The organism is Streptomyces sp. TRM49041, from assembly GCF_008271805.1.
In the GTDB taxonomy this organism is placed as follows: Bacteria; Actinomycetota; Actinomycetes; order Streptomycetales; family Streptomycetaceae; genus Streptomyces.
In genome coordinates this window covers 162640-180846 of record NZ_VSRY01000152.1, presented here as the reverse complement: position 1 = coordinate 180846, position 18207 = coordinate 162640, and the positions used below count along the sequence as shown (strand labels likewise).

The window sequence follows — 18207 nt, the reverse complement described above, 5'->3', positions numbered from 1 at the left end:
GCCCTCCTAGGAGGCGGCCCCGGCCTGCGCGCCGGTCGTCTCGTGGCCGACCGGCTCCGGGCCGACCGGCTCGACGGCGCAGTTCGCGAGGTTCTCCAGCTCGTCGGCGCCGAGCTCGTCCAGGGCGTCGGTCAGGGCGCCCAGCCGGGTGCGCAGGTCGCGAAGCTCGTCCAGGCTCATCCCGGTCACGGCGGAGATGCGGCGCGGCACCCCGAGGGCCCGCCGTCGCAGCGCCGTGCCGTCCGGGGTGGGCCGTACGGTGACGGACCGCTCGTCCTCGGGGCTGCGCCGCCGCTCCACGTAACCGGCCGCCTCCAGCCGCTTCAGCAGTGGGGAGAGCGTGCCGGAGTCGAGGCGCAGGTGCTCGCCGATCCGCTTGACGGGCAGCTCGCCGTGCTCCCACAGCACCAGCATCACGAGGTACTGGGGGTAGGTCAGGCCCAGGTCCTTGAGGGCGATGCGGTAGACGCCGTTGAAGGCGCGGGTCGCGGCGTGCAGCGAGAAGCAGATCTGGTGGTCGAGACGGAGGAAGTCCTCGTCCCGCGCGCCGCCGTGCGAGCCGTGCGTGTCCGTGTGGTGCATACCACCATGCTACCCCCACCCAATCAAGTTGTGTGCAATTGAATTGCTTGCTAGAAATAACGCCGACGCACTTTCCCCTGACCGAGAGGACGGGCACATGAACGCCCTGTACACCGCTGTCGCCACGGCCAACGGCCGCGAGGGCCGCGCCGTCAGCTCCGACGGCCAGATCGACCTTCCGCTCGGCCTCCCGAAGGCTCTGGGCGGCAACGACAAGGGCACCAACCCCGAGCAGCTCTTCGCCGCCGGTTACGCCGCGTGCTTCGCCAGCGCGATGGGTGCGATAGGCCGCCAGGAGAAGATCGACGTCAAGGACGCCTCGGTCACCGCGGAGGTCAGCATCGGCAAGGACGAGGCCGACAACGGCTTCGGTCTCGCGGTGGTCATGCGCGTCGAGCTCCCGGACCACCTCCAGGGCGACGCCGGCCGCGATCTGCTGGAGAAGACCCACGCGTACTGCCCGTACTCCAAGGCCACGCGCGGCAACATCGACGTGCGGCTGGTCATCGAGTGACCTGAACCGCACACGGCCGAAGGGCCCCGGACCGCGCAGGTCCGGGGCCCTTCGCGGCGCCGCGAAGGGTTCTCAGGCGCCCGGTCCGGCCCATCCCGCGACCGCCGCGGTCTCCAGCCCCCGGGTGCGGTAGCTCTCGCCCTCCAGGGTGACGACGTCGGCGTGGTGGACCAGCCGGTCCACGGTGGCGGACGCGGTGTCGCCGTCGCCGAACACCTCGGCCCACCGCCCGAAGGGCCGGTCACTGGTGACGATCAGCGAGGCGCGCTCATAGCGGTGCGCGACCAGCTGGAAGAAGAGGTTGGCGGCCTCCTTGTCGAGCGGCACGTAGCCGAGCTCGTCCACGATGAGCAGCGGGTACGCGTCGAGCGAGGCCAGCTCGTCGGCCAGCCGTCCATCGGCCTGGGCGCGGCGCAGCCGGGTGCCCCACTCGAGGGCCGTGGCGAACAGCACCCGGTGCCCTGCCTCGCAGGCCCGTACGCCGAGCGCGGCGGCCAGATGCGTCTTGCCGGTGCCGGGGCCGCCGAGGAACACCACGTTGGCGTGGCTCGCGACGAAGTCGAGCCGGCCCAGCCGGTCGATGACCAGCGGGTCCGGGGCGCGCAGATGGCCGGTGTCGAACGCCTCCAGCTGTTTGCGCCCGGGGAACCCGGCCGCCGCGATCCGCTCCTCCGTCCCGGCGGTGACCCGCCAGGCCGTCCCCTGCCGCGGCACGACGGCCACCGCGTCACGCATCACCGCGTCGCCCGTCACCGCGTCATCCGGCGCCGGGCCCCGACGCACCGACGCATCGCCCGTCACCGAGCCGCCCTCCGCGTCACCGCCGGCCTTCGCCCCGTGCGACGCCCGCGCCCCGTGCGGCGCCATGGGCCCGGACATGTACGCCAGGATCGCCGCCGAGAGGATGAACGCCATGTGGATCACCGTGCCCCACAGCAGGTCGTGCTCGGGCGTGTGGTGCACGTCGACGAACATCTGGAGCAGGTGCACCGACGAGATCCCGACGATGGCGGTGGCCAGCTTCACCTTCAGCACGTTGGAGTTGACGTGCGACAGCCACTCCGGCTGGTCGCGGTGGCCCTGCAGACCGATGCGCGAGACGAACGTCTCGTACCCGCCGACGATCACCATGATCAGCAGGTTGGCGATCATCACCACGTCCACCAGTTTGAGCACGGCCAGCATGACGTGCGTCTCGTCGGCCTGGCCGCTCAGGACGTGCGCGATGAGTCTCCAGAGCTCGTTGAAGAACTTGTAGACGTATACCCCCTGGGCGGCCACGAGGCCGAAGTACAGCGGCGCCTGGAGCCATCGCGTGGCGAACAGGGCGTATCCGAGCGTCGTCATGTGGGACGGACCGGTCGGGGTGACGGAGCGGGACAACAGCACCTCCTACGACGTGGGATTCGTCATTCTTGTGCGAAGGCGCCGAAAATCTGAATTCGCATCACTCTTATTGATGAATAGACATTCCGTAGGACAACGTAGGCGGTTCCTGCCCCCGATCCAGGTGTCATCCACGAAGAGCAGCGCACCCCTGCTCTGTCCCACTGGCCGGAAACGCCGGGGCGGCCCGGCGCTGGGCCTGATGTGGTTCCTCCACCAGATCGGCGCGTTCGTCGCGAGCGAGGGCGGCGGCATCAGCTACAACGCGCTCCTCTCGTACGACCCGGTGGTCGTCGGCTCGGCGGCCATCGCCGCCGTCTCCACCCCGCCCGGGCGGAGACCGGGCGCGGCCACGCCGGCGAGGCCCCCATGTAACACCCAGAAGAAGAGCGGCAGAAGCAGCGCGACAAAGCCGAATTCACCGGGAACACGCGCCGCTCAATTCCCCCACGCCCCCGTCGCGTTGCATACTAAGGCCGCCGGAGAATCTTCCCGGGCCGGGAACCGGAGGCCGCTCCCGACCGGCCGACTCCCTGCCCATCACGCGGGATCGCAGTTGACTACGGTGGCGTACCGTGCGGCGGCACGGTGACACCGACCCGCGCATGGATCAACGGTCTTGGCACTTCAGGGGAGGGAACGGCTCACGTGTCGCAGACGCCGGAAGTCGACGACGGAATTCGCACACCGGATGATTTCGTCATTCAGCTGCGCGGGCCCAATTCCGATCTCCTTCCGGCGTTGATGCGCGTGCTCACCACGGACGACAAGGACCTGACGGCCGCCTGGAGCCGCGCCCTGCACACGCCATGGGCGAGGCCAGGGCCCGGGTGTCCGGGTCACCGGCCCGGGCGTCGGCGGGTATGTACGGGTCCCGCCGTGCGAGCCCGCCGACACGCTCGGCCGCCTGCCGCATGCCCTGGTGATCGTCGGCCGCCATATCGCCTCGGCCACCTCGGCCACCTCGGCCACGTGAACGCCCGCGCCCGCCTCCGCCTCGACGAGCCGGTGAGCCGCGTCCAGGAGGTCCTCGCCCGACTTCACCCCGGTCTCCGGCCCCGCAGCCGATGGGGTGAACCCGTCGCGACCCGCCGCGTGACTGTCCCGGGAGCTGGTGTCGGCCGGAGCTACAGTGAGGGCCCTCACAGCGACTGTGAGGGCCCTCAGACCTGCGTATCTGCAGGTAAGAAGGTTTCTGCTCGACTGGCAGACGGTGGGGCGGGTGGGACTCGAACCCACGGCCGACGGATTATGAGTCCGCTGCTCTAACCGGCTGAGCTACCGCCCCGTGCGGTGCGTCGCGCACATTTGTGCGCGCCGTCTGCCGCAGCATAGCCGCTCATACGATCTCCTGCTCCGGATGGTCGGCAACGCACACCGTTGAAGACTGCCGCCGCCCCCGCACGGTTCCGGATCAGCCGAGAAAACGAAAGAGAGGACCCGGGAGGGTCCTCTCTCGTCACCGCTCCCCCGGCTGGACTCGAACCAGCAACCCTCCGGTTAACAGCCGAATGCTCTGCCAATTGAGCTACAGGGGATCGCGCTCCCCCGACTGGACTCGAACCAGTAACCTGCCGGTTAACAGCCGGCTGCTCTGCCAATTGAGCTACAGGGGATTGCTGCGTTGCACCGAACGTACCCACCCGGGGCGTTCCGGGCGGCGCTCGCTCGCTGCGACACATACATTAGCGCAAGCTGGGGGGTGCTCCGCCAATCGGTATCGCCCCGGCCTGGCCGGGTGACGTCAGCCCCCACGGGCAGGCGGCCGGCACCGACGCCTACGGAAGGGTGGCAGCCATGCGGTACAAGCTCACGTTCGTCGTTGGACTGGCCGTCGGGTACGTCCTCGGGACCCGGGCCGGGCGCGAGCGGTACGAACAGCTGCGGAAGTCCGCACGCGAGCTCTCGGAGAACCCCGCCGTGCGCAACGCCGCCGAGTCGGCCGCGCAGACCGGCCGGGGGGTGGCCGGCCGCGCGTACCGGGTGGTGAGCGACAGGGTCGGGGACCGGATGCCCGAGTCGGTCGCCGAGCGGGTCCGCTCGCTGCGGGGCCGCGGCCAGGCCGGCGAGGACGACTGGGGCACCAGTAACACCTGACCGACACCCGACGTGACGCCTGACACCTCGGAGACGGGTGTTCCGGGCGGGCCGGATACCGGGCGGAGTACGGCAGAATCTTCTTCATGGGGATAGTCGCCGGGTTGGAGAGTTCGTCGGGTTTCACGCGCATCGTCGTCTGCGACACGGACACGGGCGCCGTTCTGCGGCAGGGGTACGCCGCGCACCCCGTCGAGCCGAAGGCCACCGAGGTGGACCCGCAGGCGTGGCTGCTCTCGCTCGGCGAGGCCGCCACGGGCGGGCTGCTCGAGGGCGTGCAGGCCATCGGGGTGTCCGCGCAGCAGCACGGTCTGGTCCTCCTGGACCAGCAGGGCGCGCCGGTGCGGCCCGCGCTGGTCGGCAACGACAAGCGGGCGCAGGTGGCGGCCGCGGATCTGGTCGAGGCGCTGGGCGGCCGTCAGGCGTGGGCGGAGGCGGTGGGCTGCGTACCGCAGTCGGCGCAGCCGGTGTCGAAGCTGCGCTGGCTGGCGCGGACCGAGCCGGAGGCGGCGCGGCGGGTCGCGGCGGTGCTGCAGCCTCAGGACTGGCTGGTGTGGCAGCTGCTGGGCCGGCCCGCCCGGCGGACCACGGACCGCGGCGGCGCGTCCGGCACGGGGTACTGGTCGGCGGCCACCGGCTCGTACCGGCCGGACCTGGTGGAGCTGGCGCTGGGGCACCAGGTGGCGCTGCCCGAGGTGCTCGGCCCGGCGGAGGCCGCGGGGACGACGCCCGAGGGGCTGCTGATCTCGGCGGGCACCGGGGAGACGATGGCCGCCGCGTTCGGTCTGGGCCTGGGCCCGGGGGACGCCGTGGTGTCGCTCGGGGCGTCCGGCTCCGTGATGGCGGTGCACCACGAGGCGCCGGCCGACCCCCAGGGGATGATCACGGCGTTCGCGGACGCGGTCGGGACGCATCTGCCGGTGGTCCACACGTCCAACGCGGTCCGGGCACTGCGGGGTACCGCGGAACTGCTGGGTGTGGACGGTCTGGAGGAGCTGTCGGCGCTGGCGCTGAAGTCGACGCCGGGCGCCTCGGGGCTGGTGCTGCTCCCCTATCTGGAGGGTGAGCGGACGCCGCCGCTGCCGCACACGGCGGGCACGCTGAGCGGGCTGCGGCGCGAGTCGATGAAGCCGGAGCACCTGGCGCGGGCCGCGTTCGAGGGCATGCTGTGCTCGCTGGCCGACGCGATGGACGTGCTGCGCCGGCGCGGTGTGGAGGTGCGGCGGGTGTTCCTGCTGGGCGCCGCCGCGGAGCTGCCGGCCGTGCAGGCCGCCGCGCCCGCGATCTTCGGTGCGCAGGTCGTCGTACCGCAGCCCGCCGACTACACGGCGCTGGGCGCCGCCCGGCAGGCGGCGTGGGCGCTCGGGGTTGCGCAAGGCACGCTGTCCCCGCAGGCGCCGCCCGCCTGGCAGGGCGCCGCGGCGCAGGTGTTCGAGCCGGGTGACGAGCTGGCGGTGGGGCAGGCGGTGCGTCAGCAGTACGGGGCGACGCGGGACCAGTTGCACCCGGGAGCGTTCGGCTCGTAGCGGACGCTGCGAAACTCGCTCGTAACGGCCGCGGGTGGCGGGCGATAGTTGAAGCCGTGCTCAGACAACTTCTCCGCAACCATCTGGGGCCGTACAAACGGCCCATACTTCTCTTGGTGGCGCTCCAACTGCTCCAGACGAGCGCCACCCTCTATCTGCCCACGCTCAACGCGGACATCATCGACAAGGGTGTCGTGACCGGCGACACCGGCTACATCCTGCGGTACGGCGCCCTGATGATCGCGGTGTCGGTTGTGCAGGTCGCGGGCAACATCGGTGCAGTGTTCTACGGCGCGCGCACGGCCGCTGCGCTCGGCCGGGACGTGCGGGCGGCCGTCTTCGACCGGGTGCAGTCGTTCTCGGCGCGGGAGCTCGGGCACTTCGGGGCGCCGTCGCTCATCACCCGTACCACCAATGACGTCCAGCAGGTGCAGACGCTCGTGCTGATGGCGTTCACGCTGATGGTGTCGGCGCCGATCATGTGTGTCGGCGGGATCGTCATGGCGCTGGGGCAGGACGTGCCGCTGTCGGCGGTGCTGCTGGCCGTGGTGCCGGTGCTCGGTATCGCGGTCACCCTGATCGTGATGCGGATGCGTCCGCTGTTCCGCACGATGCAGAAGCGGCTGGACTCGGTGAACCGGGTGCTGCGCGAGCAGATCACCGGCAACCGGGTCATCCGCGCGTTCGTCCGGGACGCCTACGAGCGCGAGCGGTTCAAGGGCGCCAACGAGGAGCTCACCGACGTGTCGATGGCGGCGGGCCGGCTGATGGCACTGATGTTCCCGACGGTGATGACCGTGGTGAACGTCTCCAGCGTCGCCGTCGTCTGGTTCGGCGCCCACCGGATCGACAGCGGCGGGATGCAGATCGGTGCGCTGACCGCGTTCCTCGCGTATCTGATGCAGATCGTGATGGCCGTGATGATGGCCACGTTCATGTTCATGATGGTGCCGCGGGCCGAGGTGTGCGCCGAGCGCATCGAAGAGGTGCTGCGTACGGAGACGAGCGTGCTGCCGCCCGCCGTGCCGGTGCGGGAGCTGACCCGCCGCGGCCGCCTGGAGATCCGGGGTGCCGAATTCCGCTACCCGGGGGCCGAGGAGGCCGTGCTGCACGGCATCGACCTGACGGCCGGGCCGGGCGAGACCACCGCGGTGATCGGGTCGACGGGCAGCGGCAAGTCGACGCTGCTGGGCCTGGTGCCGCGGCTGTTCGATGTGACGGGCGGTCAGGTGCTGGTGGACGGGGTCGACGTGCGGCAGCTGGACCCCGCGCTGATGGCCCGTACGGTGGGGCTCGTCCCGCAGAAGCCGTATCTGTTCTCGGGGACGGTCGCGACGAACCTCCGCTACGGGCGGCCGGACGCGACCGACGAGGAGCTGTGGCAGGCCCTGGAGACGGCGCAGGCCGCCGACTTCGTACGGGAGCTGGAAGGCGGGCTGAACGCGCCCATCGCGCAGGGCGGCACGAATGTGTCCGGCGGGCAGCGGCAGCGGCTGGCGATCGCCCGGACGCTGGTGCGGAGGCCGGAGATCTACCTCTTCGACGACTCCTTCTCGGCGCTGGACTACACGACGGACGCCCTGTTGCGGGCCGCGCTCGCACGTGAGACCGCGGAGGCGACCGTGGTGATCGTCGCCCAGCGGGTGTCGACGATCCGTGACGCGGACCGGATCGTGGTCCTGGACGAGGGCAGGGTCGTGGGCGTGGGACGGCACCACGAACTCATGGCGACCAACGAGACGTACCGGGAGATCGTGCTCTCCCAGCTGACCGAGGCGGAGGCTGCCTGATGGCCGGTCCTGGCGGAATGATGCGGGCCGGTGGCGGCCCGGGCGATCGGTCGATGGACTTCAAGGGCTCGTTCAAGCGGCTGCTGCGGCGTCTGGCCCTGGAGAGGGCCGCGCTCTGGGTGATGGTCACGGCCGGTGTGCTGAGCGTGGCGCTGGCGGTGATCGGGCCGAAGATCCTCGGCCGGGCGACGGACCTGGTGTTCGCGGGTGTCGTCGGCCGTGGCATGCCGGAGGGCAGCACGAAGGAGGAGGCCGTCGCGGCCCTGCGGGCGGACGGTGAGCACGGGCTCGCGGACATGCTGTCCGGGGTGGACTTCACACCGGGCCGGGGCATCGACTTCGGCGCGGTCGGGGACGTCCTGCTGCTGGCCCTGGCGGTGTACGCGGTCGCCGGGCTGCTGATGCTGGTGTCGACCCGGATGTCCATCCTGGTGATCAACCGGACGGTGTACCGGCTCCGCGAGGACGTGCAGGCGAAGCTGGAGCGGCTGCCGCTGTCGTACTTCGACCGGTCCAGGCGCGGCGAGGTGCTGAGCCGGGCGACGAACGACATCGACAACATCGGCCAGACCATGCAGCAGACCATGGGCCAGCTGATCAACTCGGCGCTGACGATCCTGGGCGTCCTGGTGATGATGTTCTGGATCTCGCCGCTGCTCGCGCTGGTGGCGCTGGTGACCGTGCCGGTGTCGGTGGTCGTGGCGACGCGGGTCGGCAAGCGGTCGCAGCCGCAGTTCGTGCGGCAGTGGAAGGCCACGGGGCAGCTGAACGCGCACGTCGAGGAGATGTACTCGGGGCACTCGCTGGTGAAGGTCTTCGGCCGGCAGGAGGAGGCGGCCCGGGACTTCCGCGAGCAGAACGACGAGCTGTACGAGGCGGGGTTCCGGGCGCAGTTCAACAGCGGGCTGATGCAGCCGCTGATGTTCTTCGTGTCGAACCTGAACTACGTGCTGGTGGCGGTGGTCGGCGGGCTGCGCGTGGCGTCCGGGACGCTGTCGATCGGTGACGTCCAGGCGTTCATCCAGTACTCGCGGCAGTTCTCGATGCCGCTGACGCAGGTCGCGTCGATGGCGAACCTGGTGCAGTCCGGCGTCGCGTCCGCCGAGCGGATCTTCGAGCTGCTGGACGCGGAGGAGCAGCCGGAGTCCCCGGCGCTGGAGCGGCCGGAGCAGCTGCGCGGCGCGGTGACGCTGGAGAAGGTCTCCTTCCGCTACGAGCCGGACAAACCGCTCATCGAGGACCTGTCGCTGACGGTGGAGCCGGGCCAGACGGTCGCGATCGTCGGGCCGACGGGCGCCGGGAAGACCACCCTGGTGAATCTGCTGATGCGGTTCTACGAGGTGACGGGAGGCCGGATCGTGCTCGACGGGGTCGACGCGGCGCGGATGTCACGGGAAGAGCTGCGGTCCTCGATCGGCATGGTCCTGCAGGACACCTGGCTGTTCGGCGGGACGATCGCGGAGAACATCGCGTACGGCGCGGACGCCGGGCGCGAGGTGACGCGTGCCGAGATCGAGGAGGCCGCGCGGGCCGCGCACGCCGACCGGTTCATCCGCACGCTGCCCGACGGCTACGACACGGTCATCGACGACGAGGGCGCGGGCGTCAGCGCGGGCGAGAAGCAGCTGATCACCATCGCGCGGGCGTTCCTGTCGGACCCGGTGATCCTGGTTCTGGACGAGGCGACCAGTTCCGTGGACACCCGCACGGAGGTGCTGATCCAGAAGGCGATGGCGCGGCTCGCCCACGGGCGGACCAGCTTTGTGATCGCGCACCGGCTCTCCACGATCCGAGACGCCGATGTGATCTTGGTGATGGAGCAGGGTTCCATCGTCGAACAGGGCACGCACGGGGAGCTGCTGGCGGCGGAGGGCGCGTACGCGCGCTTGTACGCGGCGCAGTTCGCGGAAGCGGTGGCCGAGGTCGACTGACCGTACAGTGGAACCAGGCGAACGGGGAACGGGGAACGGGGAACGGCATGACGGAGAACACGGCGGGCGACGGGACCGCGGGGGACCCGGAAGGCGGCGCGCCGGGGGGCGCGTCGGGCGGCGGTGGACAGGGCATCGCCCTGGGCATGCTGTTCGGCGTGGTCATCGGGATCGTGTTCGGCACGGTGCTCGACAATCTGGCGGTGGGCATCGCCCTGGGGGCGGGCATCGGCACCGCGTTCGGTGTCACCTTCGGCACCGCCCTCCGAAAGCGGGACGGCGAGGAGCGGGGGGCCGAGCGGTAGGTCCTCAGTCCAGATAGCCGCGCAGCTGGTCCGCGAAGGCGTGGTCCCGCAGCTTGCCGAGGGTCTTGGACTCGATCTGGCGGATGCGTTCACGCGTCACGCCGAAGAGACGTCCGATCTCCTCCAGGGTGCGGGGCCTGCCGTCGGCCAGACCGTAGCGGAGCTGGACGACCTTCCGCTCGCGCTCGCCGAGCGTGGAGAGCACCGCCTCCAGGTGCTCGCGGAGGAGCAGGAACGCGGCGGACTCCACGGGGGACGCGGCGTCGCCGTCCTCGATGAGGTCGCCGAGGGCCACCTCGTCCTCCTCGCCGACCGGCGCGTGCAGGGAGACCGGCTCCTGGGCCAGCCGCAGCACCTCACCGATCCGTTCGGGGGACAGGCCCAGGTACGCGGCGACCTCCTCGGTGGTGGGCTCCTGGCCCTGCTCCTGGAGCAGCCGCCGCTGGACCCGTACGACCCGGTTGATCAGCTCGACGACATGGACGGGGACGCGGATGGTCCGGGCCTGGTCGGCGAGGGCCCGGGACATCGCCTGGCGGATCCACCAGGTGGCGTATGTCGAGAACTTGTAGCCGCGCGCGTAGTCGAACTTCTCGACCGCCCGGATCAGGCCGAGGTTGCCCTCCTGGACGAGGTCCAGCATGGTCAGGCCGCGGCCGACGTACCGCTTGGCGACGGAGACGACGAGGCGCAGGTTCGCCTCGATGAGGCGGCGCTTGGCCATACGGCCCATGACGACGAGCGTGTCGAGGTCGAGCGCCAGCTGGGAGTCCAGGTCGGGAGTGCGGGCGAGCTTCTCCTCGGCGAAGAGCCCGGCCTCGACACGGCGGGCGAGCTCGACCTCCTCGGCGGCGGAGAGGAGCGGGATGCGGCCGATCTCGCGCAGATACTGGCGGAACAGGTCCGAGGAGGGCCCGCTGCCGCCCTTGCCGGGCGCGTGGCGTACGGGAGGTTCGGGCGGGGGTTCCGGCACGTGGGGTATTACGCCGTCGGGTCCGCCGTCGGGTACGCCGTCCGGCAGCGCTTCTGGGCGGTTCGGCGGTTGGCCCTGCACAGGGACGACATCGCTCAGGGTCTGGGTCTGCACGGGGGCGACCTCCAGGTGATCGCTGCCGGTTCGGGGGCGTGCGGCAGCGGGACGGTGGCGGGCCTGTCCCGCGATGCGCCGTCCCGGACTCACGACCGCCCCCAGTGTGGGGTACGACACATCACCGCCACGAGGGTCGTGCGCCCACTTTTTGAGACCGGTGCGTGACGGCGCGGTTACGGGGCCGCGCCGGGGGGCCGGGGGCGTCCCCCGGGAATCACAGGGCGGCCGCGCCCTGGTTGCGGAGCGACTGGGCGTACTGCTGGAGGACCCACAGTTCGTTCTGGACCGTGGTGAGTTGCCGGGGGTCGCCGTGGCCGCCCAGGCGGGTGAGGGTGCCCTGGACGTCTCGGATGCGGCGGTCGACCGCGCGGAGGCGGACCTGGACCAGTTGTTCGCCCGCGTACGTCTCGTCGACCACGCGGGAGAGCACCGCCTCGACGGCCAGTTCGGTGACCAGGGCGCGGACCGTGTCGTCCGGGGCGGCCTCGCGGACCCGGGCCAGGTACTCGGGGGCGCTGTCGAGGCCCTGGGCGGCGCCGCCCGCCTCGGCGATGGTCCGGCGCACGGCGGCGTACGGCGGGGCGGTGAACTCGTCGGCGCCGTACGCGTCGAACGCCGGGGACACCAGCGCCGGGTACTGGAGGGCCAGCTTCAGCAGCTCCCGTTCCGTGCGGTGCGCCGGGCTGCGGAGGTTCAGCGCCGGGCCCGTGAACGGTGCAGGGCCGCGCTGCGGGTCCGGTGCGGGGGCACGCGAGGGCGCCGGGGCCCGGCCGCCCGGGCCGCCGTTCCCCGCGCCCCGGTCCCGTGCCCAGCGGGCCAGCTGGGCGACGCGCTTCACGACGAACTGGGTGTCGAGGATGCCGAGCATGCCGGCCAGCTCCACCGCGACCTCGTGCTGGGAGGCGACGTTCTTGATACGGGCGACGATCGGCGCGGCCTCGTCGAGTGCGGCGGCGCGGCCCGCCGGTGTCTCCAGGTCGTACCGGTTCACGACCTGGCGCAGCGCGAACTCGAACAGCGGGGTGCGCGGCTCGACGAGTTCCTGGACGGCCTCGTCACCCTTGACGAGACGCAGGTCGCACGGGTCCATGCCGTCCGGGGCGATCGCGATGTACGTCTCGGCGGCGAACTTCTGGTCGTCCTCGAAGGCCCGGAGCGCCGCTTTCTGGCCGGCCGCGTCGCCGTCGAACGTGAAGATCACGCGGGCGGAGCCGTTGTCCATCAGCAGCCGGCGGAGGATCTTGATGTGCTCGCCGCCGAACGCCGTGCCGCAGGTGGCGATGGCGGTGGTCACCCCGGCGAGGTGGCAGGCCATGACGTCCGTGTAGCCCTCGACCACGACCGCCCGGCTCGACTTGGCGATATCCTTCTTGGCGAGGTCGATGCCGTACAGGACCTGGGACTTGCGGTAGACCGGGGTCTCCGGTGTGTTGAGGTACTTGGGCCCGTTGTCGTCGTCCCGGAGCTTGCGCGCGCCGAAGCCGACGACATCGCCGCCGACGTCGCGGATGGGCCACATCAGGCGGCCGCGGAACCGGTCGATGGGTCTGCCGCCGCGACTCTCCTGGGCGAGACCGGAGACGATGAGCTCCTTGTCGGAGAAGCCCTTCCCGCGCAGATAGCGGGTGAGGTGGTCCCATCCGGCGGGGCTGTAGCCGACGCCGAAATGCTGCGCGGCGGCCTGGTCGAAGCCCCGCTCGGCGAGGAACCTGCGCCCGATCTCGGCCTCGGCGCCGTCGAGTTGCTCGGTGAAGTACTGGGCGGCCGCCTTGTGCGCCTCGATCAGGCGGATGCGCTCGCCGCGCTGGTGCGTGGGGTTGTAGCCGCCCTCCTCGTACCGGAGGGTGATGCCGGCGCGCGCGGCGAGCCGCTCGACCGTCTCCGAGAAGGTGAGGTGGTCGATCTTCATCACGAAGGCGATGGTGTCCCCGCCCTCCTGGCAGCCGAAGCAGTGGAAGAGACCCTTGCTCGGACTTACCTGGAAGGACGGGGACTTCTCGTCGTGGAAGGGGCAGAGGCCCTTGAGGTTGCCGCCGCCGGCGTTGCGCAGCTGGAGGTACTCGGACACGACGGCATCGATCGGGACGGCGTCCCGTACCGCCTTCACGTCGTCATCGTTGATCCTGCCTGCCACGCGGAGATTCTACGGGGGTCGGTGCCCCCTAATCGTGCGGCAGCAGTGACGTCAGGGGCGTCCCCGGGTCCGCGAGCGCGTCCGGGTCCACGCCGGTGCCCGCCGCGCCCGCCCGGACAAGGTCCTGGATGGGTGCTGTGACGTCCCACACGTTCACGTTCATCCCGGCCAGGACCCGCCGCTCCTTCAGCCAGAACGCGAGGAACTGGCGCTTCGCGACGTCCCCGCGCAGCACCACCTGGTCGTACGAGCCGGGGGGCGCCCAGCCGGAGTACTCCATACCCAGGTCGTACTGGTCGGAGAAGAAGTACGGGATCCGGTCGTACGACACGTCCTGGCCCAGCATGGCGCGGGCCGCGGCCGGGCCGCCGTTCAGGGCGTTGGCCCAGTGCTCGACGCGCAGCCGGAGGCCCAGGAGCGGGTGGTGCATGGCGGCCACGTCGCCCGCCGCGTAGATGTCGGGGTCCGAGGTGCGCAGCGACGCGTCGACGGCGATGCCACCGCCGTGGGCGCGGTCGACGAGGGCGAGCCCGGCGGTCTCGGCGAGCGCGGTGCGCGGGACGGCGCCGATCGCGGCGAGCACGGCGTGCGCCGGATGCTCGTCGCCGTCCTCGGTGCGGGCGGCCAGGACCATGCCGTCCTGGCCGACGATCTCGGAGAGGCGGGTGCCGAACCGGAAGCGGACGCCGTGCTCGGCGTGCAGGTCGGTGAAGAGCTGGCCCAGCTCGGGGCCGATGACCTGGTGGAGCGGGGTGGGCGCCGGTTCGACGACGGTGACCTCGGCGCCGTATCCGCGGGCCGCGGCGGCGACCTCGAGGCCGATCCAGCCGGCGCCCGCGATGATCAGGTGGCCGTTGTCGCGGCCGAGGGCGGCGAGGACGCCCTGGAGCCGGTCGGCGTGGCAGAGGCGGCGCAGGTGGTGGACGCCGGCGAGGCCGGTGCCCGGGACGTCGAGGCGGCGCGGCTCGGCGCCGGTGGCGATGAGCAGCTTGTCGTAGTGGATGGTGGTCCCGTCTCCGAGCCGGACCGTCCGGTGGGCGCGGTCGATGCCGGTGACGGGCTGCCCGAGGTGCAGTTCGATGTCGGCCTGCGCGTACCAGGCGGGCTCGTGGACGAAGACGCTGTCGCGTTCCTCCTTGCCGGAGAGGTAGCCCTTGGACAGCGGTGGCCGTTCGTAGGGGTGGTCGCGTTCGTCACCGACGAGGATCACGCGGCCGGAGAATCCCTCGGAGCGGAGCGTCTCCGCCGCCTTGGCCCCGGCCAGTCCCCCGCCCACGATGACGAAGGTCTCATCTGCGTCGACCACTTGTCGCCTCCTACCCGGAATGCCCAGTACGTCCAAGTCCACGCTACGCCGCAAGACCGCTCCGGCGGCCGTGGCGCCCTAGGGAGGGTCCCGCACGGAGGACGGGTGCGGGAAGAGGCACTACCTGGCGCGGGGTGCCGTGAGGCGGGCATGCAGGGCGCGCGCGGAGGCGTCGGTGAACGACGCGATCTGGTCGACGACCACCCGCTTGCGGGCCCGGTCGTCGGGCGCGGCGTCGAACAGGGCGCGGAACTGCGGGTCGAGGCCGTCGGGGGCGCGGTGCAGGAGCGCCTCGGCGAGCTCGGCGATGACGATGCGCTGGTCGGCGCGGAGAGCCTCCTGTTCGGCGCGCTGCATGACGTACCGGTCGGCGACGGCTTTGAGGACCGCGCACTCGTTGCGGGCCTCGCGGGGTACGACGAGCCGGGCGCCGTAGCGGGTGAGGCGGCCGGATCCGTACGCCTCACGGGTGGCGCCCTCGGCGGCGAGGCAGAAGCGGCCGATGAGCTGGCTGGTGGCGTCCTTCAGCCGGGCCTGGGCGAGGGCGGTGCCGTCGTAGCCGTGCGGCCACCAGTCCTGGTCGATGAGCCGGTCGAGGGCGTCGGCGAGCTCCTGCGGATCGGTGTCGTCGGGTACGTAGCGGCCGACGGCGACGCGCCAGATCTCGGCGCGCTCGGGCTCGGCGAGGAGGAGGTTGGGATCGATGTGACCGGCGTGGAGGCCGTCCTCGAAGTCGTGCACGGAGTACGCGACGTCGTCTGACCAGTCCATGACCTGCGCCTCGAAGCAGGTGCGGCCGGCGGGAGCGCCCCGGCGGGCCCAGTCGAAGACCGGCAGGTCGTCCTCGTACACGCCGAACTTCGTGGAGTGCGGGGCGGTGGGGTGGGCGCCGCGCGGCCACGGGTACTTGGTGGCGGCGTCGAGGGCGGCGCGGGTGAGGTTGAGGCCGACGCTGACCAGGTCGCCGCCGACGGGGTCGGGGATGAACCGCTTGGGCTCGATCCGGGTGAGGAGGCGGAGCGACTGGGCGTTGCCCTCGAAGCCGCCGCAGTCCTTGGCGAACTCGTTGAGGGCCTGCTCGCCGTTGTGCCCGAAGGGCGGGTGGCCCATGTCGTGGGAGAGGCAGGCGGCTTCGACGAGGTCGGGGTCGCAGCCGAGGGCGGCGCCCAGCTCGCGGCCCACCTGGGCGCATTCGAGGGAGTGGGTGAGCCGCGTGCGGGGGCTGGCGTCCCAGGCCGGGATGAGGGTCCCCGCTGCTCGAGCGAAGCCGAGAGCCTGGGGGAATGTGCCGGGCGTGACGACCTGGGTCTTGCCGGCGAGGCGGCGCAGCGCGGAGGAGTGCAGGACGCGCGCGCGGTCGCGCTGGAAGGCGGTGCGGCCCGGGCGTTTGTCGGGCTCGGTGGCCCAGCGCTCGGTCGCGGCCTCGTCGTAGGCCCCGCCGTCGGCCTCGTCGTACGCGTCGGATGCGTGGGTCGTACCTTCCATGCCGTTCATGCACCGAAGGTAACCGCACGGGGTGACAGTGAAGCCTGCGGTGCGTCAGACGGAGGCGTACGCGCGTGGTGCGGGCGCGGCGGCGCGGGCGAGGGCCTGGTCGTAGCGGTGCAGGACGAGCCGGGCGAGTGCGGGGTGCGGGCCGATGGGCTCGGCGGCGATCCAGGGCGCGGCGGCGGCGCTGCGGGTGGCGAAGAGCCCGGGGGCGGTGAAGCAGGAGGCCACGGCGATCCGGGTGCGGCCGCGGGCGGTGAGGGCCTGGACGGCCTCGGGGACGGTCGGGGACGCGGCGGAGGCGTAGGCGGGGACGACGGGGATGCCGCCGAGGCGCTCGCTGAGCAGCGCGGCGAGGCGCCGGGTGCCCGCGGCGGAGTCGGGGTCGCGGGACCCGGCGGCGGCCAGTACGACTCCGGCGGTGCGGGCCGCGCGGGCGCCGGTGCGCCAGCCGGCCTCGGTGAGCCGGTCGTACAGCGCTTCGACGAGGAGCGGATGCGTGCCGAGCGGCGCGGCGACCCGGGCCCGTATCCGGGGGGCGGCGGCCGCCGCGGCCTGCGGCACGTCGTGCTTGACGTGGTATCCGCGGCCGAAGAGCAGCGGTACGAGGACGGCGTCCCCGCCGTCGGGCAGGCCGTCCAGGGTGTCGGTGAGCAGCGGCTCGTTCAGTTCGATGTGGCCGAGCCGTACGGGCAGCCCGGGGCGCAGTTCGCGGACCCGGTCGAGCAGTGCGGACACGGTGGGCAGGGCCCGCGGGTCACGGCTGCCGTGGGCGACGGCGACCAGGGCGGGTGGCCGGTGGGGTGAGCTCATGGGCGGCCTGCGCGTTCGGTCGGGGGCGGGGTGGGGATCGTGTGTCGATCCTGGCCCGCGCAGGTTGCCGGGGTGTTGCGTGGTGGTGACAAGGGCTTTGGAGTGGGCTCACCGGCGGGCCGGGAGCGGTGTCAGCCTTCGGCGAGCCAGACCCGGAGCGGGCCCGCGGTGCGGAAGCCGTGGCGCAGGGCGGTGGCGAGGTCGTCACCGTGCTCGTAGCCGACGACCGGCTCCTGCCCGGCGAGACGGTCGCCACCGCCGGGCTCGTCCTGCTGGTCGTGGGCCTGGAGCGGCTCGGCCGCGCCCGTCCGGCCCCGCTCGCGGTCGCCCAGCTCCTCTGCGGGGTGCTGGGCGCCGCGCCGGCCGGGCTGCTCTTCGGGGGCGACCGGCCGTCCCGTACGTCACAGCCGTCGCACTGAACCGCACACCCGTCCGCATGCGTCGCTGTGTGCGGAGTGCACGCGAATGGCGCGGCGAACGGCACGGCAAGAGGCACGGCAAGGGGAGGGTCCACAGATGCGGGTCAGGAGCGGGATACGGAGGCTGGTGCCCGGCACCCGGCGGGGGCGGCGGCGGCTGGTGCAGGGCGTCATGCTGGCCTGCGTGCTGGCGCTCGCCCCCGCGACCTGGCTGCACACGAGCACCGCCGGCCACCTCCGTACCGTCGCCGACGTGCCCGCCCGGGACGTCGCCGTGGTCTTCGGTGCCGGGCTGTGGAAGGGCCGCCCGACCCCCTACCTGGCGCACCGGCTCGACACCGCCGCCGAGCTGTTCCGCGACGGCAGGGTACGGGTCGTCCTCGTCACCGGCGACAACAGCCGGGCCGAGTACGACGAGCCCGACGCCATGCGCGCGTACCTCGTGGAGCGCGGCGTGCCCGACACGCGGATCGTCAGCGACTACGCCGGGTTCGACACCTGGGACTCCTGCGTCCGGGCAAAGAAGATCTTCGGCGTCGACCGGGCGGTCCTCGTCACCCAGGGCTTCCACATCCGGCGGGCCGTCGCCCTCTGTCGGGCCGCGGGGGTCGAGTCGTACGGTGTCGGGGTCGCCGAGCCGCACGACTCGGTCTGGTACTACGGCGGCGTCCGGGAGCTGGCCGCCGCGGGCAAGGCCGCCGTGGACGCCGCTTTCCGGCCGGATCCGACGTTTCTGGGGCGCCAGGAGACGGGTGTGACCGAGGCGCTCGCCTCGGCCGGGTGACCGGGCCCGGCTCACGCCTTCCGGACACGGAACCGGAGCACG

At 72.0% G+C, this 18207-nt stretch carries 15 protein-coding genes and 3 tRNA genes; 8 read left to right on the top strand and 10 right to left on the bottom strand.

Annotation, left to right across the window (positions count from 1 at the left end; translation table 11 throughout):
- Positions 1-6: 6 nt before the first annotated feature.
- Positions 7-582 carry a MarR family transcriptional regulator gene (locus tag FVS66_RS23850; RefSeq protein ID WP_149183232.1) on the bottom strand — a complete coding sequence of 192 codons (576 nt, stop codon included), beginning with the start codon at positions 580-582 and terminating at the stop codon, positions 7-9.
- Between the two features lie 97 nt (positions 583-679).
- Between FVS66_RS23850 and FVS66_RS23845 the strand changes: the two genes are divergently transcribed.
- Positions 680-1096, top strand: a complete 417-nt coding sequence (locus FVS66_RS23845; protein ID WP_149183231.1) for an organic hydroperoxide resistance protein — start codon at positions 680-682, stop codon at positions 1094-1096.
- A 72-nt stretch (positions 1097-1168) separates the two neighbouring features.
- Here FVS66_RS23845 and istB read toward each other — a convergent pair whose 3' ends face one another.
- The 4 genes from istB to FVS66_RS23825 all read right to left on the bottom strand — a co-directional run bounded on the left by istB (position 1169) and on the right by FVS66_RS23825 (position 4098).
- Positions 1169-2443 carry an IS21-like element helper ATPase IstB gene (istB, locus tag FVS66_RS23840; RefSeq protein WP_187645681.1) on the bottom strand — a complete coding sequence of 425 codons (1275 nt, stop codon included), beginning with the start codon at positions 2441-2443 and terminating at the stop codon, positions 1169-1171.
- Between the two features lie 1253 nt (positions 2444-3696).
- A tRNA-Ile gene (locus FVS66_RS23835) sits at positions 3697-3770 on the bottom strand.
- 177 nt (positions 3771-3947) lie between these two features.
- Positions 3948-4020, bottom strand: a tRNA-Asn gene (locus tag FVS66_RS23830).
- Between the two features lie 5 nt (positions 4021-4025).
- Positions 4026-4098: transfer RNA gene (locus tag FVS66_RS23825), tRNA-Asn, on the bottom strand.
- Positions 4099-4279: 181 nt separating this feature from the next.
- Between FVS66_RS23825 and FVS66_RS23820 the strand changes: the two genes are divergently transcribed.
- The 5 genes from FVS66_RS23820 (at position 4280) to FVS66_RS23800 (ending at position 10131) form a co-directional block, all read left to right on the top strand.
- A complete protein-coding gene (locus FVS66_RS23820; RefSeq protein ID WP_149183229.1) occupies positions 4280-4579 on the top strand; it encodes a YtxH domain-containing protein in 300 nt (99 codons plus the stop codon).
- Positions 4580-4665: 86 nt separating this feature from the next.
- Positions 4666-6105 (top strand): FGGY family carbohydrate kinase, encoded by a 1440-nt coding sequence (locus FVS66_RS23815; protein WP_149183228.1) that lies wholly within the window; start codon positions 4666-4668, stop codon positions 6103-6105.
- Between the two features lie 56 nt (positions 6106-6161).
- Positions 6162-7895, top strand: a complete 1734-nt coding sequence (locus tag FVS66_RS23810) for an ABC transporter ATP-binding protein (RefSeq protein WP_149183227.1) — start codon at positions 6162-6164, stop codon at positions 7893-7895.
- The gene (locus tag FVS66_RS23805; protein WP_149183226.1) at positions 7895-9826 is read left to right on the top strand and encodes an ABC transporter ATP-binding protein; all 1932 of its coding nucleotides are present in this window, start codon (positions 7895-7897) and stop codon (positions 9824-9826) included. Before FVS66_RS23810 ends, FVS66_RS23805 begins: the two co-directional genes overlap by 1 nt.
- 47 nt (positions 9827-9873) lie before the next feature.
- Positions 9874-10131 (top strand): hypothetical protein, encoded by a 258-nt coding sequence (locus FVS66_RS23800; protein WP_149183225.1) that lies wholly within the window; start codon positions 9874-9876, stop codon positions 10129-10131.
- A gap of 4 nt (positions 10132-10135) precedes the next feature.
- On the opposite strand, the gene FVS66_RS23795 is transcribed toward FVS66_RS23800, so the two are convergent.
- The 5 genes from FVS66_RS23795 to FVS66_RS23775 all read right to left on the bottom strand — a co-directional run bounded on the left by FVS66_RS23795 (position 10136) and on the right by FVS66_RS23775 (position 16962).
- Positions 10136-11293, bottom strand: a complete 1158-nt coding sequence (locus FVS66_RS23795; RefSeq protein ID WP_316248212.1) for an RNA polymerase sigma factor — start codon at positions 11291-11293, stop codon at positions 10136-10138.
- A gap of 142 nt (positions 11294-11435) precedes the next feature.
- A complete protein-coding gene (gene dnaG / locus FVS66_RS23790) occupies positions 11436-13355 on the bottom strand; it encodes a DNA primase (RefSeq protein ID WP_149183224.1) in 1920 nt (639 codons plus the stop codon).
- Positions 13356-13383: 28 nt separating this feature from the next.
- Positions 13384-14661 (bottom strand): FAD-dependent oxidoreductase, encoded by a 1278-nt coding sequence (locus tag FVS66_RS23785; RefSeq protein WP_149183223.1) that lies wholly within the window; start codon positions 14659-14661, stop codon positions 13384-13386.
- A gap of 120 nt (positions 14662-14781) precedes the next feature.
- A complete protein-coding gene (locus FVS66_RS23780; protein WP_399226150.1) occupies positions 14782-16155 on the bottom strand; it encodes a deoxyguanosinetriphosphate triphosphohydrolase in 1374 nt (457 codons plus the stop codon).
- Positions 16156-16200: 45 nt separating this feature from the next.
- On the bottom strand, positions 16201-16962 hold the full coding sequence (locus FVS66_RS23775; RefSeq protein WP_149183222.1) for a sirohydrochlorin chelatase: 762 nt from the start codon (positions 16960-16962) through the stop codon (positions 16201-16203).
- A gap of 128 nt (positions 16963-17090) precedes the next feature.
- Between FVS66_RS23775 and FVS66_RS36215 the strand changes: the two genes are divergently transcribed.
- On the top strand, positions 17091-17381 hold the full coding sequence (locus FVS66_RS36215; RefSeq protein WP_262387168.1) for a hypothetical protein: 291 nt from the start codon (positions 17091-17093) through the stop codon (positions 17379-17381).
- Positions 17382-17478: 97 nt separating this feature from the next.
- Positions 17479-18165 (top strand): vancomycin high temperature exclusion protein, encoded by a 687-nt coding sequence (locus FVS66_RS23765; RefSeq protein ID WP_262387167.1) that lies wholly within the window; start codon positions 17479-17481, stop codon positions 18163-18165.
- Positions 18166-18207: the final 42 nt, after the last annotated feature.

Bases quoted from the DNA above. Each gene is read 5' to 3' on its own strand.
- FVS66_RS23850 (WP_149183232.1), bottom strand. From the start codon at position 582: ATGCACCACACGGACACGCACGGCTCGCACGGCGGCGCGCGGGACGAG.
- FVS66_RS23845 (WP_149183231.1), top strand. From the start codon at position 680: ATGAACGCCCTGTACACCGCTGTCGCCACGGCCAACGGCCGCGAGGGC.
- istB (WP_187645681.1), bottom strand. From the start codon at position 2,443: ATGACGACGCTCGGATACGCCCTGTTCGCCACGCGATGGCTCCAGGCG.
- FVS66_RS23820 (WP_149183229.1), top strand. From the start codon at position 4,280: ATGCGGTACAAGCTCACGTTCGTCGTTGGACTGGCCGTCGGGTACGTC.
- FVS66_RS23815 (WP_149183228.1), top strand. From the start codon at position 4,666: ATGGGGATAGTCGCCGGGTTGGAGAGTTCGTCGGGTTTCACGCGCATC.
- FVS66_RS23805 (WP_149183226.1), top strand. From the start codon at position 7,895: ATGGCCGGTCCTGGCGGAATGATGCGGGCCGGTGGCGGCCCGGGCGAT.
- FVS66_RS23800 (WP_149183225.1), top strand. From the start codon at position 9,874: ATGACGGAGAACACGGCGGGCGACGGGACCGCGGGGGACCCGGAAGGC.
- FVS66_RS23780 (WP_399226150.1), bottom strand. From the start codon at position 16,155: ATGAACGGCATGGAAGGTACGACCCACGCATCCGACGCGTACGACGAG.
- FVS66_RS23775 (WP_149183222.1), bottom strand. From the start codon at position 16,962: ATGAGCTCACCCCACCGGCCACCCGCCCTGGTCGCCGTCGCCCACGGC.
- FVS66_RS23765 (WP_262387167.1), top strand. From the start codon at position 17,479: ATGCGGGTCAGGAGCGGGATACGGAGGCTGGTGCCCGGCACCCGGCGG.